Source organism: Candidatus Accumulibacter vicinus (assembly GCF_000584955.1).
GTDB lineage: Bacteria > Pseudomonadota > Gammaproteobacteria > Burkholderiales > Rhodocyclaceae > Accumulibacter > Accumulibacter vicinus.
In genome coordinates, this window is sequence record NZ_JDSS02000053.1 from 63,676 (window position 1) to 79,937 (window position 16,262).

Genomic DNA, 16,262 nt, shown 5'->3' on the forward strand with positions numbered 1-16,262 from the left:
TGTCCTCAGCCAATACGGGCGGCAATGACGCCCACGTCGCGCAGCATGCTTTCGGCTGCCGGACCCGAACGGCGAGTCGTGCGCTCGCGTTCGAGCTGCTTGTTGACCACGTTCCAGTCGAGATCGAGGAAGGTCAGATGTTCGAGTTCGCCGCGAGCGGCCTTGGCGAACAGCGCGCGCAGGGATTTGCGGGTGATCGCCCGCCCGCCGAGTCCGGCGACGACGGTGTGGCCGTGCAATTGCAGGCCCGACATCGCCATGCGGACGTCGGTAGACAGAATGCCGCCGATGCCGACGGCCAGGCTCTTCTCGAGCACCACCACGCGCTGCGCATTCTGCAGCGCAGCCCGGACGCTGTCGATCGGGAAAGGCCGGTAGGAAGTGATTCCCAGCACGCCGATCTTCTCGCCGGCAGCACGCATTTCGTCGACGGTGTCCTTGATCGTTCCCAACACCGAACCCATCGCCACGACGATGGTTTCAGCATCCTCGGTCAGATACGAACGCGTCAGGCCGCCCGACTCACGACCGAATGCCGTTCTGAACTGTTCGGCCATTTTCGGGATCAGGCCAAGAGCCTGCATCTGCTTGGCGTGCGCGAGGTAGCGGACCTCCGCGAAAGCCTCGGGGCCGACCATCGCGCCAATGGACACCGGCTCCCTGGGGTCAAGCGCCTGGCGGGGTTCGTAAGGCGGCAGGAAGGCGTCGACCTGCTCCTGGGTGGGAACGTCAACCCGCTCGTAAGCGTGCGTCAGAATGAAGCCATCCATGCAGACCATTACCGGCAGGCTGACTTCCTCAGCCAGCTTGAAGGCCTGGATGTGCAGATCGAGCGCTTCCTGGTTGGTCTCGGCGAACAACTGGATCCAGCCGCAGTCGCGTTGCGAGAGCGAATCCGAGTGATCGTTCCAGATATTGATCGGTGCGCCGATGGCGCGGTTGGCAACGGTCATCACGATCGGCAGGCCAAGGCCGGAAGCGTTGAATACGGCTTCGACCATGAACAGCAGGCCCTGCGAAGCGGTCGCAGTGTAGGTGCGGGCGCCGGTGGCCGATGAGCCGATGGCGACGCTCATCGCGGCGAACTCGGATTCGACGTTGATGAACTCGCAGTTCTCGACCTCGCCGGCCTTGACCATCTCGCCAAGGCCTTCGACGATGTGCGTCTGCGGTGAAATGGGGTAGGCACAGATCACCTCGGGCCGGCACAGGGCGACTGCCTCGGCAACGGCGTGTGAACCTTCGGTCTGTTTAAGCATGTGCAGCCTCCTCTTGACGTACGCTTTCGATTTCGTCGAGGACGAACTGATAAGCCTCGGTGGCGGCAGTGATATTGTTGCTGGCCACCTTTTCGGAGAATTTGTCGTTGATCGCCATGATCACCGACTCCAGCCGGATGATGCCTGATGCAGCCGCAAAACCGGCGAGCAAGGGGACATTGGGCATCGGACGACCGACATGCTTGCGACTGAGATCGGTGGCCGGGACCGTGCACAATCTCTCCTTCGGCCAGTCGCGGAGGAAATCGCCAAGACCCAGTTCATCGAAACTGCGGGTGGTGTTGATCAGGATGTAACCGCCTTTTTTCAGGCCGGAGAAGACATCGACCTGGAACAGCAGCGTCGGATCCTGAATGATCAGGGCATCGGGTTCCATGATCGGTTCGCGTAGCCGGATCTCCTGGTCGGCGATGCGGCAGAAGGCGACGACCGGGGCCCCGGTACGTTCGGAACCAAAGCTCGGGAAGGCCTGAGCATAGCGGCCTTCCTCAAACGCAGCAATAGACAACATCTCGGCAGCCGTCACCACACCCTGGCCGCCGCGACCGTGTATTCGGACTTGGAACATAATTCCTCCATTAGTTTACATCGTTCTTTCGACGTTCGCGAAGCATAGCGGAGTTCAAGTCTGATGAAAACAACGATACTTCGGCGTATGGCCGAACTTTTTGCAAGGAGGAAAGGAGAAGAAAAGAACCAGAGGGAAGAACCAGGCGAAGGAAGCAACGCGACAACCCTCGCGGCTACTCTCTTCTCGGGATCAGCACCGTATAGTCGAAGTCAAGCAGCACGCTCGGATCGTAACGGCCGTCGGCAGTCTTGTAGGGAAAATCCGCGCAGGGCTGGTCCTTGGTCGCTACGGTACGCAGCCGCAGCGCGCCGATATCGTTGCGTCCCGGCACGATCAGTTGTTCGAGCACTTCCGACCAGGCGTAGATCGTGTCATTGGCAAAGGCTGGCGCGACATGCCAGCCACCGTTGATCGCCGCGATGCTGAAGGCGTTGGCCAGCCCGTTGAAGGACAGCGAGCGAGCCAGGCTGATGATGTGGCCACCGTAGATCAGACGGCGGCCGAAACGCCCGGTTTTTTCGGCCTGCTGGTTGAAGTGCACGCGTGCGTTGTTCTGGTACAGACGGGTAGCCATCATGTGTTCGCTTTCTTCGATGGTCATGCCGTCCACATGATCCATCCGTTCGCCGACCTGGTAGTCATTCCAGAGGTCGGTGCTACCGGACAAGGCGGTGTCGTACTCGCCAATCCTGATCCCGGTCGGAACCAGCAGATCGCCAGCCGCGACGGCAGCAGGCAGTTCCGGCACGACGGTTTCCGGAGGCGGCGAAGCCGGGTCGCGCTTGCGGACCATGACCCAACGGCAGTAGTCGAGGGCGATCTGCCCGCGCTGATTGACCCCGCACGAACGCACATAAACGATACCGGTCTTGCCGTCGCTGTTCTCTTTCAGCCCGATCACGGTGGAATCGGCGCTGAGCGTGTCGCCCGGATAGACCGGATGGCCGAAGCGGCCAGTCGCGTAACCGAGGGTGGCGACGGCATTGAGCGAAATGTCCGGCACGGTCCGGCCAAAGACCATGTTAAAGGCCAGCAGATCGTCTACCGGTGCCCGCGGGAAGCCGAGGCGGTGCGCGAAGGTGTCGGCTGAAGTGGCAAAGCGCGACCCGGTCAAGGCGGTGTACAGTGCCACGTCGCCCTCGGTGATGGTTCGCGGTGTGGCGTGCACAATTTTCTGCCCGACGCAGAAATCTTCGAAAAAGTTGCCCAGTCTGGTTTTTTCGCTCACTGAACGCTCTCCCCAAGGTGTTGAAAGAATGTCCTACAGTCCATATGCGGCGGCCAGTTCCGGGTCGCGCCTGGCCACCAGGCGCGCCAGATCGACAATCACCCTGGCCTGTTTCCAGGTCGCATCGTCCTGCATTTTACCGTCGATCGTCGCTACACCACTGCCATCGGGCATCGCTTCGAGAATGCGTTTGGCGAACAGCACTTCCTTCACGTCGGGGCTGAAGACGCGCTTGGCGATGGCGATCTGGTTCGGTGCCAGCGACCAGGCGCCGGAGCAACCCATCAGGAAGGCATTGCGGAACTGCGCTTCGCAGGCCGCTTCGTCCTTGAGGTCGCCGAAGGGACCATAGAACGAGCGCAGGCCATGTGCCACCGCGGCATCGACCATGCGCGCGACGGTGTAATGCCAGAGGTCCTGCTGGAAAAAGGCACGCTGGTTCTGACCGGGTTCGGGGTCGGCAAGGACGCCGTAGCCAGGATGGCCGCCTCCGACGCGGGTGGTCTTCATGCCGCGCGAGGCGGCCAGGTCAGCCGGGCCGAGACTCAGTCCATGCATGCGCGGACTGGCACCACAAATGGATTCGACGTTGGTCACGCCCTGCGCGGTTTCGAGCAGGGCGTGCAGCAGAATCGGTTTCCTGATCGCGTACTTGGCTTCGAGCAGCGCAACGTACTGGTCGACGAAATGAATGTCCCACGCGCCTTCGACCTTGGGAATCATGATCACATCGAGTTTGTTCCCGACATGTCTGATGATTTGTTCGAGGTCGTCGAGTATCCACGGGCTGTTCAAGGCATTGACGCGCACCCACATCGCGGTATCCCCGAAATCATGGTTGCTGAGCAGTTCGATGAAACCGGCGCGCGCTGCGTTCTTGGCGTCGATTGGAATGGCATCCTCGAGGTTGCCGCACATGACGTCACAAGACCTCGCGGTTTCGGGCGCCTTGGCACGAATCTTGTCGATGTGCGGCGGAAAGAAATGGATCATTCGTTCCGGCCGCACCGGCAGTTCACGCAGGGGCTGAGGCGCACCGATGGCGAGTGGCTTGTAGAAATGAATGGGTAGCTTCATGGCGGTTGTCCCTGACGAAAGAAAGGCGGGTGGAGTCGACGGCGTTGACAGCGGTTTTCAATCCGGACCGGCAACGACGCGCGCGTCGTGCAGGCGGCCGACCTCGGCCTCGCTCAAACCGAGAATGTCGAGCAGGATCTGGTCGGTGTGTTCGCCAAGGCGTGGCGCCGGCGTTGCCGGCAGGCGTGGCACGCGGCTGAACTGGAGCGGTGTTGCGGGCATCAGGTAGGTGCCGATCCCGGGTTGTTCGGTCATGGTGAACAGCGGATTGTCGGTCGAGCAATCGGGGTCGCAGGCAATGGTTTCACGCACACTGCGATAGGGGCCCCAGCTGACACGGTGGGCATCGAGGATGGTAGCGGCTTCGGCGAGCGTGCGCGCATGGAACCACGGTTCGAGCAGTGCAGCAATCTGTTGTCGGGCGCGGAAGCGATGACCCTCGTCTTCGAGGTCGAGACCCAGTCGGGCGCCGAGTGCCGCGATGGCCTCCTGCAGGCCGGTGGCCTTGATCAGGCAACGCCACTGCATGCTGGTGAGACCGACGACCATCAGGCGCTTGCCGTCGAGCGTGGTGAAATCGCGGCCGAAAGCGCCGTAGAGATAGTTGCCCTGTCTGGGCCGGTCGGTGTCATTGATCATCACCTCGGCAAGCATGCCGAAATTGCCGAGCATGGCCAGTGCCACGTCCTTCAGTGCGAGACGAATCAGTTGTCCTTCGCCGGTCAGCCGCCGGTGTCTTTCGGCGGCGAGCAGGCCGAGGGCGATCATCTGGCCACTGATGAAGTCCCAGGCCGGAAAGACGTGGTTCACCACCTCCGGCGACGAGTTGGGCCCGGTCATCAAGGGCAGGCCGAGCTGCGGATTGAGCGTGTAATCGACTTCCGAACTGCCGTCACGGCGTCCGGTCAGATTGACCATGATCAAATCCTGACGCCGTGCCTGCAGTGTCTCGTAAGCGAGCCAGCCTTTGGCCGGAAAGTTGGTGCTGAACAGACCCGCATTTTCGCCCGGCGCACAGATCAGCTGCGTCAACAACTCCTGACCACGCGGCTTGCGAAAGTCTACGGCAATCGAGCGCTTGCCCTTGTTCAGGCCCGCCCAGAACAGGCTGTGTTGGCCGTCGAGGGTGAGCGGCCAGCGGCGATGGTCGAGGCCGCCGCCGAGCGGGTCGAAACGGATGACATCCGCTCCGAGCTGGGCCAGCGTCATGCCGCCCAGCGGAGCGGCGACAAAAGCGGAGCCTTCGATAATGCGCAAGCCCTTCAGGATCCCATCCATTCTATTCACCCATTCCTTCGCTGTTCAGATCACACGTTTCTTGCGCAGTTCATTGATCTCGTCTGTGGTCAGGCCGAGCAGATCCACGAGCACTTCGTCGGTGTGTTGCCCGAGCCGTGGACCCAGGTGCTTGATCCGGCCCGGCGTAACCGATAGACGTGGCAGCACTGACGGGACAATCACCGTCTCGCCGATGTCCTGCTCGTCGATAGCCACCAGGTTGCGGCGGGCATGGAACTGCCGGTCGCCAAAAATATCGGCAATGCTGTTCAATGGTCCGGCGGGCGCACCGGCAGCGAAGCAGCGGTTGAGCAGGTCGTCGCGATGCAGCGAACCGCACCAGTCGCGGACGATTTCGTTGACATCATGACGGTTTTCAAGGCGTGTCTTCTGGTTTCCGTAGACATGTGGCGCGGCCAGTTCGGGGCGTCCCATGGCGATCGCCAGGCGCTCGAAAAGCTTGTCGGTGACACACGAAATGGCCACCCATTTGCCGTCGTCCTTGGTCGGAAAATGACCGTGTGGGCAAGCGAAGTCGTTATGCGTCGGTCCGTGCCGCTCGCGAATCCGACCGAACATGCCGTAGGCCGGCGCCAGCTCGTCGGTGCAGCGAAACACCGATTCGTACAGGGCGGCATCGATATATTGCCCTTGGCCAGTGCGCTCGCGGTGGCGCAAGGCCATCAGAATGCCGATGCAACCGTAGAGGCCGGTCAGGTAGTCGCCGAGGGTGGTCGACCCCGGTGTCACCGGGGTTCCCCTCGGCATGCCGGCGAGAAAGGCGATGCCGCCGACCGCGTGCGCGACCCGCGCAAAACCGGGACGGTCGCGGTAGGGGCCGGTCTGGCCGTAACCGGTGACGCGCAGCATGATCAGGCCAGGATTGACCGCGCGCAGAACCTCCCAGCCGAGACCCCATTTTTCGAGGGTGCCGGGCCGGAAGTTTTCGCATAGCACGTCGGACTTGGCAATCAGTTGCTTGAATAGCTCGACGCCTTCGGGCAGGTGCAGGTCGAGGGTCACCGATTTCTTGTTGCGCGCTTCGCTGAGCCAGGCGAGCGTGTCCTTGCGTTTGGTCGGAGTTCCGAAGTAACGCATTGGGTCGCCGCCGATCGGGTTTTCGACTTTCAACACCTCGGCGCCGAATTCACTCAGGATGGTCGCGCTGTAAGGTGCAGCGATGACCGTTGCCGCATCGATGACGCGAATCCCTTCGAGTGGCAGCCGGGTCACGGCGGGATCAGGGGTAGTCATGGAACCCTCGCGATGGCCTGTTCAGATGATCTTGTGTTGTCGTAGCCGCTTGATTTCCCTTGCCGAAATCCCGAGTAGCTCGCGCAGCACTTCATAGGTCGCGTTGCCGAGTGGGGGACCGAGGTTGGAAATCCTGCCCGGCGTTTCGGACAGTGTCGGTACCACGCCCGGAATCACCACTTCACCCAGACCTTCTTCCTGTAGATGGGCGAGGTTGCCGCGCGCCTGGAAATGCTCGTCCTCGAAAATGTCGGCGATGCTGTTGAGCTTGCCGATCGGCACTTCGCCGTCGATGCAGCGCTTCATGACCTCGTTGCGAGACATCGAACCGACCCATTCGATGACGATCCGGTTGACCTCGTCGCGCGCTGCCAGGCGCTTGCGCTGATTGCCGTAGCGATCGGCGTCAGCGAGTTCCGCTTTGCCCATCACCGCCGCGAAGCGTTCGAACATCTTGTCGGTGGTGCAGGCAATGGCGACCCATTTGTCGTCGATGGTGCGGAAGTGGCCATGCGGAACGGCGACAAAGCTGCCGGCGCCTTCGCGCTCGCGCACCTTGCCGAACAGGCCGTAAGCAGCGGCAATTTCGTCCATCTGGCGGAACACCGCCTCGTAGATGCCGATGTCGATGATCTGGCCTTGTCCGGTCGCCTCGCGGTGGCGCAGGGCCAACAGGATGCCGATTGCGCCGTACAGGCTGGACAGGTAGTCCCCCATCGGTGCGGTCCCCGGGACCACCGGCGTTTCACCGGGAAAACCGGCAAGGTACGAGAGTCCGGCAAAACCATGCGCAATGTGCGCAAAACCCGAACGTCTGCGATACGGCCCGGTCTGTCCGTAGCCCGAGACGCGCAGCATCACCAGGCCCGGGTTGGCCTTGCTCAACTCGTTCCAACCGAGTCCCCATTCCTCCATCGTGCCGGGGCGAAAGTTCTCGATCAGTACATCCGACTTGGCGACCAGCTTCAGGAACAGATCGACGCCCTGCTGTTGGCGCAGATCGAGAGTGACCGATTTCCGGTTGCGGCCTTCGCTGAGCCAGGCCAGTGTCGCATCGTGACGCTTCGACGCCGTTCCGAAACGGCGCATCGGATCGCCGGCGATCGGGTGCTCGACTTTCAGCACCTCGGCGCCGAATTCGCCAAGAATCGACGCCGCATAAGGGCCGGCGAGAAAGGTGCCGACGTCGATGATGCGCAGGCCGCTCATCGGCAGCGGACCGATCTCGGTCGAGAGATCCTGATCCGCATCGTCCTGCCGCGACTGCTCGCGGACGGACTGACCGCCTGTCGGCATGGCCTCGACGTTGCCAGCCAGTCCGGCGCGCAGCGGCGCAGGATCCGTCGAAGCTGTTTCTTCTTTCATCACTGTGATTGACCCCCCCGACAAGCTCGCCGGAAAACCCCTCAAGGCCTGACTCGAAACGGGCGCGGCACCGACGACAGCGGAACAGTATATGAGCAAATCGGTTTCATTGGCGCAAAGATCTCAGGATAGCCCTGCATTGGCGCCACGCGTGTGCGTCAACCTGCGTTTGGCCGTATGCTGTGCGTTACTTGCAGAACCGTTCAAGGAACTCAGGAAAGGATGAATGGCATGAGCGACGTGACAGCAGACTACGCAGAGTGGATTGGTCACCAGGAGACCACTGACGATGATCTGAGTCCGACAGTGGCGCTGGCAGCGGCGGCAGTGCTCGACGACACGCAGACCGCTCTGGGGAGCGGGAGCGCGCTGCCCCCGCTGTGGCACTGGTTCTATTTTCTGCCCAGGGTGCCGCAGGTGCTGCTTGGCATCGACGGACATCCACAGCGCGGTGGTTTCATGCCACCGATTCCCTATCCGAGGCGGATGTTTGCAGGCGCGCGCATGCGCTTCCATCATTCGCTGCGGATCGGCCAGCCGGCGCGACGTGTGGCCACCATTCGCGATGTCCGGCTGACATCGGGCCGCTCCGGCAAGCTGGCTTTTGTTTCGGTGCTCTACGGCTATTATCAGGATGGCAAGCTGTGTATCGAGGAGGAGCAGGACATCGTCTATCGCGAACCAGGGCCAGCGATGGCGTGCCCACGCCTGCTCGACGACTGGCCGCCGTTACCGGCAGGCGCCTGTGCACGCCTCGTGACGCCGGATCCAAGACTCCTGTTCCGCTTCTCGGCGCTGACCTTCAATGCGCACCGGATTCACTACGATCGTTCTTATGCAATGAAGGAAGAGGGCTATCCGGGCCTGGTGGTGCACGGACCGCTGACCGCGGTGCTGCTGCTGGAACTGGTTCGTCAGGAAGTGGCACGACCGGTGCAGGAATTCAGCTTCCGTGGTCTGGTGCCGCTGTTCGATCTGGCGCCGTTTCGCATCGTCTGCACCCCGGTCAACGAAAGGCAATGCGCTCTTGAGGCGCAAGCGCCCGACGGTGCAACGGCGATGCGCGCCAGCGTCGAACTCGCACCAGTCCAACGGCCATGACTTTTCCAGGCGCCCCGATCATGAAAGTCATGACCGTTTACCTGCCCTCAAGTGTCTCCCCAGGCGCTGTTTGTTCCCGATAAATCGTCACGATCGAGCTTGCGGGGACACCTCGTGAAGCGCTAGAATCCTATGGCGCCGTGTAGTGTTTCGGTGAGTGTGGATTGACCAGGGGGAGGCGATGGCTGTCGTGCAGCAATGCGTCCGGGCGGGGCTGGTGCTTGCCTCGGTGCATGTGCAACCTGGACATTCGCTGGTTGACGCAAGTGTTCCGCTACACCGTCGACCGTTCCCATCGGAATATTTACGGCCACCGTTCCGCGGCATGCACAGAAAGCCGGATCATGCCGTCAATCGCCAGCGGGCCGGCTGCCTAATGCCGTCCATGCCCTTGGTCGATAGGGCCGCGGGGCCATCCTCCGCCCACTCCTCTCCTGAGCAGCCGTTCCGTCCTTGCCTGCCCCATGGCGCCCTCCTGGTCGAATCCTACCCAGTCTGGAGCCCGGCGGGCCATGCCTGCGCGCCTCTGGTCGCGCTCATCGATGACCGCAAGGTGATCGGTTGGCGAATCAGCCACCCCATTGAAGCCGTCGTTCGTCTTGACTCCGGGGTCCGTTTTAACTGTTGATGGAACCCGACCATGGCGTCGGGATATTTGCATGCGAATGTTGAACGTGTTTTGAGCAACGATTAACGTATTTCGGAGGCAACACATGAAGCTCACGCTGACCCACGACGAAATGAATTCCTATTGCAGCGATCTGCACGATTCCAATGCGGCTTTCAAGTCCGATTACCCTGCGGACTCCTTTGAGAGGCAGCCGGTGCACACGGTTTACGGCGGGGCCAATCTGTTCAAGGCCGGCTTCGCGGCCAAATTGGGAGAAGTGGCGCTCAAGACTCTCGACACCTATGCGCCCAACTACCTGGTGTTTGGCCGCGTTCTGGGTCTGCCGGGGTCGGAAACACTGCCGACGAACCCCATCTACCAGGAAAGCCTGACGCATGCCCTGGAAAGCAATCCCGAGCAGGTGCGCGGGGTCAAACCGGCGGCATGGCTGGCTTACACGGTCTTCAACCGGGTGCTGAAAAAGCTGCAGACCGAGCCGATCGAGGATAACCGCATCGATTTCGAGGATGGCTATGGCAATCGTCCCGACGATGAGGAAGACGGCCATGCCGTCGCGGCTGCCGATGAAGTCGCCAAAGGCATGCGCGAGAATCTGCTCTCGCCATTTATCGGTATTCGCATTAAAACGTTTTCGGACGAGTGCAAGGTTCGCTCGATTCGTACCCTGGACATTTTTCTGACCCGCCTGGCCGAGAATACCGGTGGCAAATTGCCACCAAATTTCATCGTCACGCTTCCCAAGGTAGTCACCGCGACGCAGGTTTCCACCTGTGCCAGGATTCTCGAGAATCTCGAAGCCCGACTCGGTTTTGCGAAGGATTCCCTGAGAATGGAAATCATGATCGAAACCACTCAGTCGATCATCAATTTCAAGGGGGAAAACACGGTGCCGCTGCTGGTCGCGGCAGCGGGTGGCCGCTGCCGCTCGGCGATTTTCGGGACTTACGATTACACGGCTTCGTGCAACATCACGGCGGCGCACCAGAGTCACACTCATCCGGCCTGCGATTTTGCCCGCCATGTGTTGCAGGTCAGCCTCGCCGGAACCGGCATCACCATCAGCGACGGTGCGACCACCAGCATGCCGATCGGACCCCACAAGGCTGCCAGGGACACCGTGCTGACGGCCCAGCAGATGGATGAGAATCGCGCCGTCGTGCATGCTGCCTGGAAGCTGCACTACGACAATATCATGCACTCGATGCGACACGCCTACTATCAGGGGTGGGATCTCAATCCGGGGCAGTTGCCGGTGCGCTATGCGGCGGTCGATACCTTCTTCCTTAGCGGTCTGCAGGATGCCTCGGCTAGGCTGAACGCATTCCTGAACAAGGCTGCCCAGGCGACGCTGGTGGGCAATACCTTCGACGATGCGGCCACAGGGCAGGGCCTGCTGAACTTCTTCCTGCGGGGGATGGCGTGCGGGGCGATCACCGAGCAGGAAGTGCTGGCGACCGGGATCACCCTGGACGAGCTGCGCTCGCGTTCGTTTGTTCGCATTGTCAATAATCGGGCCAAACAATAGCCACCCGGAAAGGAATCAACCATGACTGAGGTCACGAGTGACATGCAGGACGGATTGCAGTATCTCGAATCAGCCGATTCGGTGATCAGGAAATCGCTGACCTGGATCAAGCAGCAATGCCTCGGCGGCAAGGGCGTCTCGAACGAAAAACTGGACGCACACCAGATGGCCAGCTTCGATCTGGCCTGGTGTGCCGCCGAATCGACGGCAGCCCGCTTTGCGGCGGAATATGCTCGCAAGGCGGCGGCTGCGACGGGCAATGGCGTTTGCCTGGAAGAGCGGATGGCCCGGGTTTTTTGCGCCGAGGCCTTGCAGAACATCCACAATCGTTTGCGGGCGCGACCGCAGAGTTTTGGTCTGAACGACGCCGATGTGGCGGACCTGGCCTCTTCGACTCTCAGCCGTTTCTGCCAGACGCAACTGGATGCAGGCAATCTGGAAGCGCTGGGCAGGGAGGTCATCGCCTTGAACGGCGCCAGCGGTGCCTACCTGCTCGACGATCACGCCATGATGATGCAGGACACCTTCCGCAAACTGGCAACCAACGTGGTGATGCCTCTGGCCGAGGAGATCCATCGGGAAGACCGGATCATTCCGCCGGAGATACTCGATCCTCTGACCGAAATGGGTTGCTTCGGTCTGTCGATCCCCGAGCGTTACGGTGGCCTCCAGAGCGATGACCATGAAGATAACATGGGTATGATCGTGGTCACCGAAGAGCTCTCGCGCGGCTCGCTCGGTGCAGCGGGGAGCCTGATCACGCGTCCGGAAATCCTCAGCCGCGCCCTGCTCAAGGGGGGAACCGAAGAGCAGCGGCAAAAGTGGCTGCCTCAGGTGGCGCTCGGCGATCCTTTGTGTGCCATTGCCGTCACTGAACCGGATACCGGTTCCGATGTCGCCGCCATGCGCCTCAAAGCAAGCAAGTGCGATGGCGGCTGGATCCTCGACGGCGTCAAGACCTGGTGCACCATGGCCGGCAAGGCTGGACTTCTCCTGGTGCTGGCGCGCTCCAATCCGGACCGTTCGCTCGGCCATCGGGGGCTCAGCATGTTCCTGGTCGAAAAGGACTCGTATGAAGGGCACGACTTCGAATATCGACAAGCACAGGGCGGCGTATTGACCGGCCGGGCGATTTCGACCATCGGTTATCGCGGGATGCATTCCTACGAGGTCTTCTTCGACAATGTCTTTGTCCCCGATGAAAATCTGGTGGGTGGGCCGGCGGGCGAAGGCAAGGGCTTTTACTTCACCATGGCCGGATTTGCTGGCGGGCGCATTCAGACGGCTGCGCGTGCGATTGGTGTCATGCAGGCCGCTTTCGAACGGGCGATCTCGTATTCCCAGGAGCGCAAGGCGTTCGGCAAGCCGATCGGCGATTTTCAGCTCACCCTCGTCAAGCTGGCGCGCATGGCGACGCTACTGACCGTTTCCCGCCAATTCACTTACGCCGTGGGCAGTTTGATGGATCAGGGTTTGGGGCAGATGGAAGCCAGTATGGTGAAACTGTTCACCTGCCGGACAGCCGAGTGGCTCACCCGCGAAGCGATGCAGATTCATGGGGGCATGGGTTATGCCGAGGAGTCGCCGGTCAGCCGTTATTTCCTCGATGCCCGCGTGTTGTCGATATTCGAAGGAGCCGAAGAAACACTGGCTCTGAAGGTGATCGCCCGCTCGCTCATCGATGCTGTGTAACAGGAGGATTCCATGTCGCAGGCAATTCGTTTCCGGCCACAGGCCGAACTGGCCGCCAAAGTGCAGGTGGACGTGCAGCAAGTCCGCCATCCGCACTATGGCCGCTATCTGGAGGAGTTCGTGCCGGGGCAGGTGTTTGTTCACCCGCGTGGTTTCACCTTCTTCCGTGCCCAGATGGAGGCCTTTGCCCGGACCTACATGCAGTGCAATCCGCTCTACCTCAATGAGGAATATGCCAGGGCCAGCGGCTTCGCGGGTCTGGTGGCCTCACCGCAGATGGTCTTCAATGTCGTTCTCTCGCTGGGTGTGCAGAATGATTCGGAAAAGGCGATGGCCAACCTCGGCTATTACGATGCCCAGTACCTGCGGCCGGTTCATGAGCTGGACAGCATTCGCTCGCTGACCAAGGTCATCGACCGCAAGGAGCGCGGTGCCGGCAAGCCGGGTATCGTGACCATCCGGACCCTGGGCATCAACCAGAACGACCAGGTGGTCCTGCAGTACGAGCGGAAAATCATGGTTGCCGGCCAGGGAGACCGTCCCTCAACCACCCCCTTGCCGGCGGCAGCGGTGATGCCCGCTTTTCCCTGGGTCGACGAGGCCGAGGTCTTTCTGCCGGAATTCCCTGAACCGCTTCCGTCCGGATTGACCGGCCCCAATTCCTGGTTCGAGGATTTTTCCGTTGGCGACATCATCGTTCATGCCAATGGCCGAACGATCACCGACGAGCATCTGTCGCTGACCTATGCGGTGGGCAATACCCATCCGCTGCATTTCGATCGGGTTTTCAGTTCCGGCTTGTCGGGCAAGATGAGTGGTGATCCGATCGTTTATGGGGGCCTGGTCTTCGCCTGGCTGGAGGGGCTGGCCAGCCGCGATGTCAGTGAAAACAGCGTTTGGGAACTCGGCTTTACCGAGGGCTATCACACCCAGCCGTCGATCGCCGGCGATACCGTTGCCGCCCTGTCGCGGGTACTGGCGGTCGAAGACGCTCCGGGCGAACTGGGCGCAAAGTTCGGCATCGTCAGTTTTCAGCTGATTGGCGTCAAGAACATCAGTGCGTCCGCCGCGCTTGCCAGCCATGGCGAGGACCTGTTCATCAAGGAAAACGACAAGAAAGCAATGAACAAGGAAAAGATTGATGAGAAGATTTTTGAGATCGAAAGACGTCTCTTGATCAGGAAAAGGGGATAGTCATGCCTGCTGCCCGGAAAAATCGCGATCAACCCTGGTTGATGCGGACCTATAGTGGTCACAGCTCGGCCAGGGCATCCAACGCCCTGTATCGAACCAATCTTGCCAAAGGCCAGACGGGACTATCGGTGGCCTTCGATCTGCCGACGCAGACCGGTTACGACGCCGATAGTCCCCTGGCAAGGGGCGAGGTCGGCAAGGTGGGTGTGCCCATCTCGTCGATCGAGGATATGGATCAGTTGTTCGACCAGATCCCGCTTGATCAGATGAACACCTCGATGACCATCAACGCCACGGCGGCGTGGCTCTTGTCGCTATACATCGGCCTGGCGCAACGGCGAGGCATCGATCCGACCAGACTGAGCGGTACCACCCAGAACGACATCATCAAGGAATATCTCTCGCGGGGTACCTACATCTATCCGCCGGGTCCATCGATGCGCCTGATCGCGGATACGATCAATTACACGGTCAGGCATGTACCGAAATGGAATCCGACCAATATCTGCAGCTATCACCTGCAGGAGGCGGGAGCGACACCGGTTCAGGAGCTGGCCTACGCCCTGTGCACCGCGATGGCGGTTCTCGATCGGGTCAAGGCTTCCGGTGAAATCGCCTCGGAGGCGTTTCCACAGGTCGTCGAGCGGATCTCGTTCTTTGTCAATGCCGGCATACGTTTCGTCGAAGAGTGTTGCAAGCTGAGGGCATTTGGCGAGATGTGGGACGAGCTGACCCTGTCCCGCTACCAGGTGGCAGATCCCAAGCTGCGCCGATTCCGTTATGGCGTGCAGGTGAATTCCCTGGGGCTGACCGAGCCGCAGCCGGAAAACAATGTACAGAGAATCGTGCTCGAAATGATGTCGGTGGTGCTTTCGAAACGCGCAAGAGCCCGCGCCATCCAGCTCCCGGCGTGGAACGAAGCGATGGGTCTGCCGCGCCCCTGGGATCAGCAATGGGCGCTGCGGATGCAGCAGGTGATGGCCTTTGAAACCGATCTGCTGGAGTACGACGATATTCTCGATGGGTCACCGGTCATTGCCGCCAAGGTCAGTGAGCTGATCGAAGGTGCCAAGAGGGAAATCGAGAATGTCGAAGCCCAGGGCGGGATCATTGCCGCGATCGAGTCCGGCTACATCAAGCGCGAACTGGTCGGCAGTCACATGAACCGCTTGCGCGCCATCGAGTCGGGCGACCTCAAGATCATCGGAGTGAACTGCTTCCAGGAAACGGCCGAATCGCCGCTGACCGTGGGCAGCGATGGCGCCATCATGAAGACCGATCCGGCAGCCGAGCGTGAGCAAATCGAGCGGCTGCAGGCGCATCGCAAGAACCGCAACGATGCCGAAGTCCGGGCCGCCTTGCAGGGACTCAGTGATGCCGCCAGGAGTGGCGAAAACATCATGCCCAGTTCGATTCGTTGTGCGCTGGCGGGAGTCAGCACCGGCGAATGGGGCGATTCATTGCGTGCGGTTTTTGGCGAGTTCAGGCCACCGACAGGGATCGACATTGCCATTGACAGCCGCGAAGTCCTGGGCAAGAAGGATCGAGTCACCGACCTCAGGACCCGGGTCGCCAGTACGGGCAACGCGCTCGGCCGCCCGCTCAAGCTGCTGGTCGGCAAACCCGGGCTGGACGGGCATTCCAATGGGGCCGAACAGGTGGCCGTCAAGGCCAGGGATGTCGGCTTCGAGGTCGTCTACGATGGCATCCGGCTGACGCCGCAACAGATTGCCCAGGCAGCTCAGGAGGAAGGGGTGCATATGGTTGGCCTGTCGATCCTTTCCGGAAGTCATATGGAGCTGGTGGAGTCGGTTCTTCAGGAACTGCGCCTGCGCGATCTCTCGAATGTGCCGGTGATTGCCGGCGGAATCATCCCGCGGGAAGATGCCGACAAGCTGGTGGCACTCGGTGTGCGCGCGGTCTACACGCCCAAGGACTTCAATCTGAATGCCATCATGGAGGACATGGTGAACGTGATCCGCGAATGCAACGGGCTCGAACGGTTTGCCTTGCCACAGTGATCGATCGATGAGTCCAGTCAATCCAGTCAATCTTCCCGATCCCGA

12 protein-coding genes are annotated in these 16,262 nt (G+C 61.0%); 5 read left to right on the top strand and 7 right to left on the bottom strand.

What is annotated here, in order from left to right:
• Positions 1 to 5: 5 nt before the first annotated feature.
• The 7 genes from porA to CAPSK01_RS20690 all read right to left on the bottom strand — a co-directional run bounded on the left by porA (position 6) and on the right by CAPSK01_RS20690 (position 7,897).
• Positions 6 to 1,259 (bottom strand): pyruvate ferredoxin oxidoreductase, encoded by a 1,254-nt coding sequence (porA, locus tag CAPSK01_RS20660; RefSeq protein ID WP_034931377.1) that lies wholly within the window; start codon positions 1,257 to 1,259, stop codon positions 6 to 8.
• Positions 1,252 to 1,848 carry a 2-oxoacid:acceptor oxidoreductase family protein gene (locus CAPSK01_RS20665; RefSeq protein ID WP_034931380.1) on the bottom strand — a complete coding sequence of 199 codons (597 nt, stop codon included), beginning with the start codon at positions 1,846 to 1,848 and terminating at the stop codon, positions 1,252 to 1,254. The genes porA and CAPSK01_RS20665 overlap by 8 nt, the downstream gene beginning before the upstream one ends.
• Before the next feature lie 175 nt (positions 1,849 to 2,023).
• Entirely contained in the window at positions 2,024 to 3,079 is a 1,056-nt protein-coding gene (locus CAPSK01_RS20670; RefSeq protein WP_034931383.1) for a MaoC family dehydratase, read from the bottom strand.
• A gap of 33 nt (positions 3,080 to 3,112) precedes the next feature.
• A complete protein-coding gene (locus CAPSK01_RS20675) occupies positions 3,113 to 4,156 on the bottom strand; it encodes a CoA ester lyase (RefSeq protein WP_034931385.1) in 1,044 nt (347 codons plus the stop codon).
• 57 nt (positions 4,157 to 4,213) lie between these two features.
• A complete protein-coding gene (locus CAPSK01_RS20680; RefSeq protein WP_034931388.1) occupies positions 4,214 to 5,434 on the bottom strand; it encodes a 2-methylfumaryl-CoA isomerase in 1,221 nt (406 codons plus the stop codon).
• Between the two features lie 24 nt (positions 5,435 to 5,458).
• Positions 5,459 to 6,688 (bottom strand): CoA transferase, encoded by a 1,230-nt coding sequence (locus CAPSK01_RS20685; RefSeq protein ID WP_034931392.1) that lies wholly within the window; start codon positions 6,686 to 6,688, stop codon positions 5,459 to 5,461.
• Between the two features lie 21 nt (positions 6,689 to 6,709).
• Positions 6,710 to 7,897, bottom strand: coding sequence for a CaiB/BaiF CoA-transferase family protein (locus CAPSK01_RS20690; RefSeq protein WP_034931676.1), 1,188 nt, complete (start codon positions 7,895 to 7,897; stop codon positions 6,710 to 6,712).
• 387 nt (positions 7,898 to 8,284) lie between these two features.
• On the opposite strand from CAPSK01_RS20690, the gene CAPSK01_RS20695 reads away from it, so the two are divergent.
• From CAPSK01_RS20695 to CAPSK01_RS20715, 5 genes are all read left to right on the top strand, one after another.
• Positions 8,285 to 9,154, top strand: a complete 870-nt coding sequence (locus CAPSK01_RS20695) for an acyl-CoA dehydrogenase (RefSeq protein ID WP_034931679.1) — start codon at positions 8,285 to 8,287, stop codon at positions 9,152 to 9,154.
• 713 nt (positions 9,155 to 9,867) lie between these two features.
• Positions 9,868 to 11,310 (top strand): phosphoenolpyruvate kinase, encoded by a 1,443-nt coding sequence (locus tag CAPSK01_RS20700; protein WP_273704209.1) that lies wholly within the window; start codon positions 9,868 to 9,870, stop codon positions 11,308 to 11,310.
• A gap of 21 nt (positions 11,311 to 11,331) precedes the next feature.
• Positions 11,332 to 13,002 (top strand): acyl-CoA dehydrogenase family protein, encoded by a 1,671-nt coding sequence (locus CAPSK01_RS20705; RefSeq protein ID WP_034931395.1) that lies wholly within the window; start codon positions 11,332 to 11,334, stop codon positions 13,000 to 13,002.
• 12 nt (positions 13,003 to 13,014) lie between these two features.
• Complete coding sequence (locus CAPSK01_RS20710; RefSeq protein ID WP_034931398.1) at positions 13,015 to 14,196, top strand: MaoC family dehydratase; 1,182 nt, start codon at positions 13,015 to 13,017, stop codon at positions 14,194 to 14,196.
• A gap of 2 nt (positions 14,197 to 14,198) precedes the next feature.
• Positions 14,199 to 16,217 carry a protein meaA gene (locus tag CAPSK01_RS20715; RefSeq protein ID WP_034931400.1) on the top strand — a complete coding sequence of 673 codons (2,019 nt, stop codon included), beginning with the start codon at positions 14,199 to 14,201 and terminating at the stop codon, positions 16,215 to 16,217.
• The last annotated feature ends 45 nt before the right edge of the window (positions 16,218 to 16,262 follow it).

Bases quoted from the DNA above. Each gene is read 5' to 3' on its own strand.
- porA (WP_034931377.1), bottom strand. From the start codon at position 1,259: ATGCTTAAACAGACCGAAGGTTCACACGCCGTTGCCGAGGCAGTCGCC.
- CAPSK01_RS20665 (WP_034931380.1), bottom strand. From the start codon at position 1,848: ATGTTCCAAGTCCGAATACACGGTCGCGGCGGCCAGGGTGTGGTGACG.
- CAPSK01_RS20675 (WP_034931385.1), bottom strand. From the start codon at position 4,156: ATGAAGCTACCCATTCATTTCTACAAGCCACTCGCCATCGGTGCGCCT.
- CAPSK01_RS20680 (WP_034931388.1), bottom strand. From the start codon at position 5,434: ATGGATGGGATCCTGAAGGGCTTGCGCATTATCGAAGGCTCCGCTTTT.
- CAPSK01_RS20685 (WP_034931392.1), bottom strand. From the start codon at position 6,688: ATGACTACCCCTGATCCCGCCGTGACCCGGCTGCCACTCGAAGGGATT.
- CAPSK01_RS20690 (WP_034931676.1), bottom strand. From the start codon at position 7,897: ATGAGCGGCCTGCGCATCATCGACGTCGGCACCTTTCTCGCCGGCCCT.
- CAPSK01_RS20695 (WP_034931679.1), top strand. From the start codon at position 8,285: ATGAGCGACGTGACAGCAGACTACGCAGAGTGGATTGGTCACCAGGAG.
- CAPSK01_RS20700 (WP_273704209.1), top strand. From the start codon at position 9,868: ATGAAGCTCACGCTGACCCACGACGAAATGAATTCCTATTGCAGCGAT.
- CAPSK01_RS20705 (WP_034931395.1), top strand. From the start codon at position 11,332: ATGACTGAGGTCACGAGTGACATGCAGGACGGATTGCAGTATCTCGAA.
- CAPSK01_RS20710 (WP_034931398.1), top strand. From the start codon at position 13,015: ATGTCGCAGGCAATTCGTTTCCGGCCACAGGCCGAACTGGCCGCCAAA.
- CAPSK01_RS20715 (WP_034931400.1), top strand. From the start codon at position 14,199: ATGCCTGCTGCCCGGAAAAATCGCGATCAACCCTGGTTGATGCGGACC.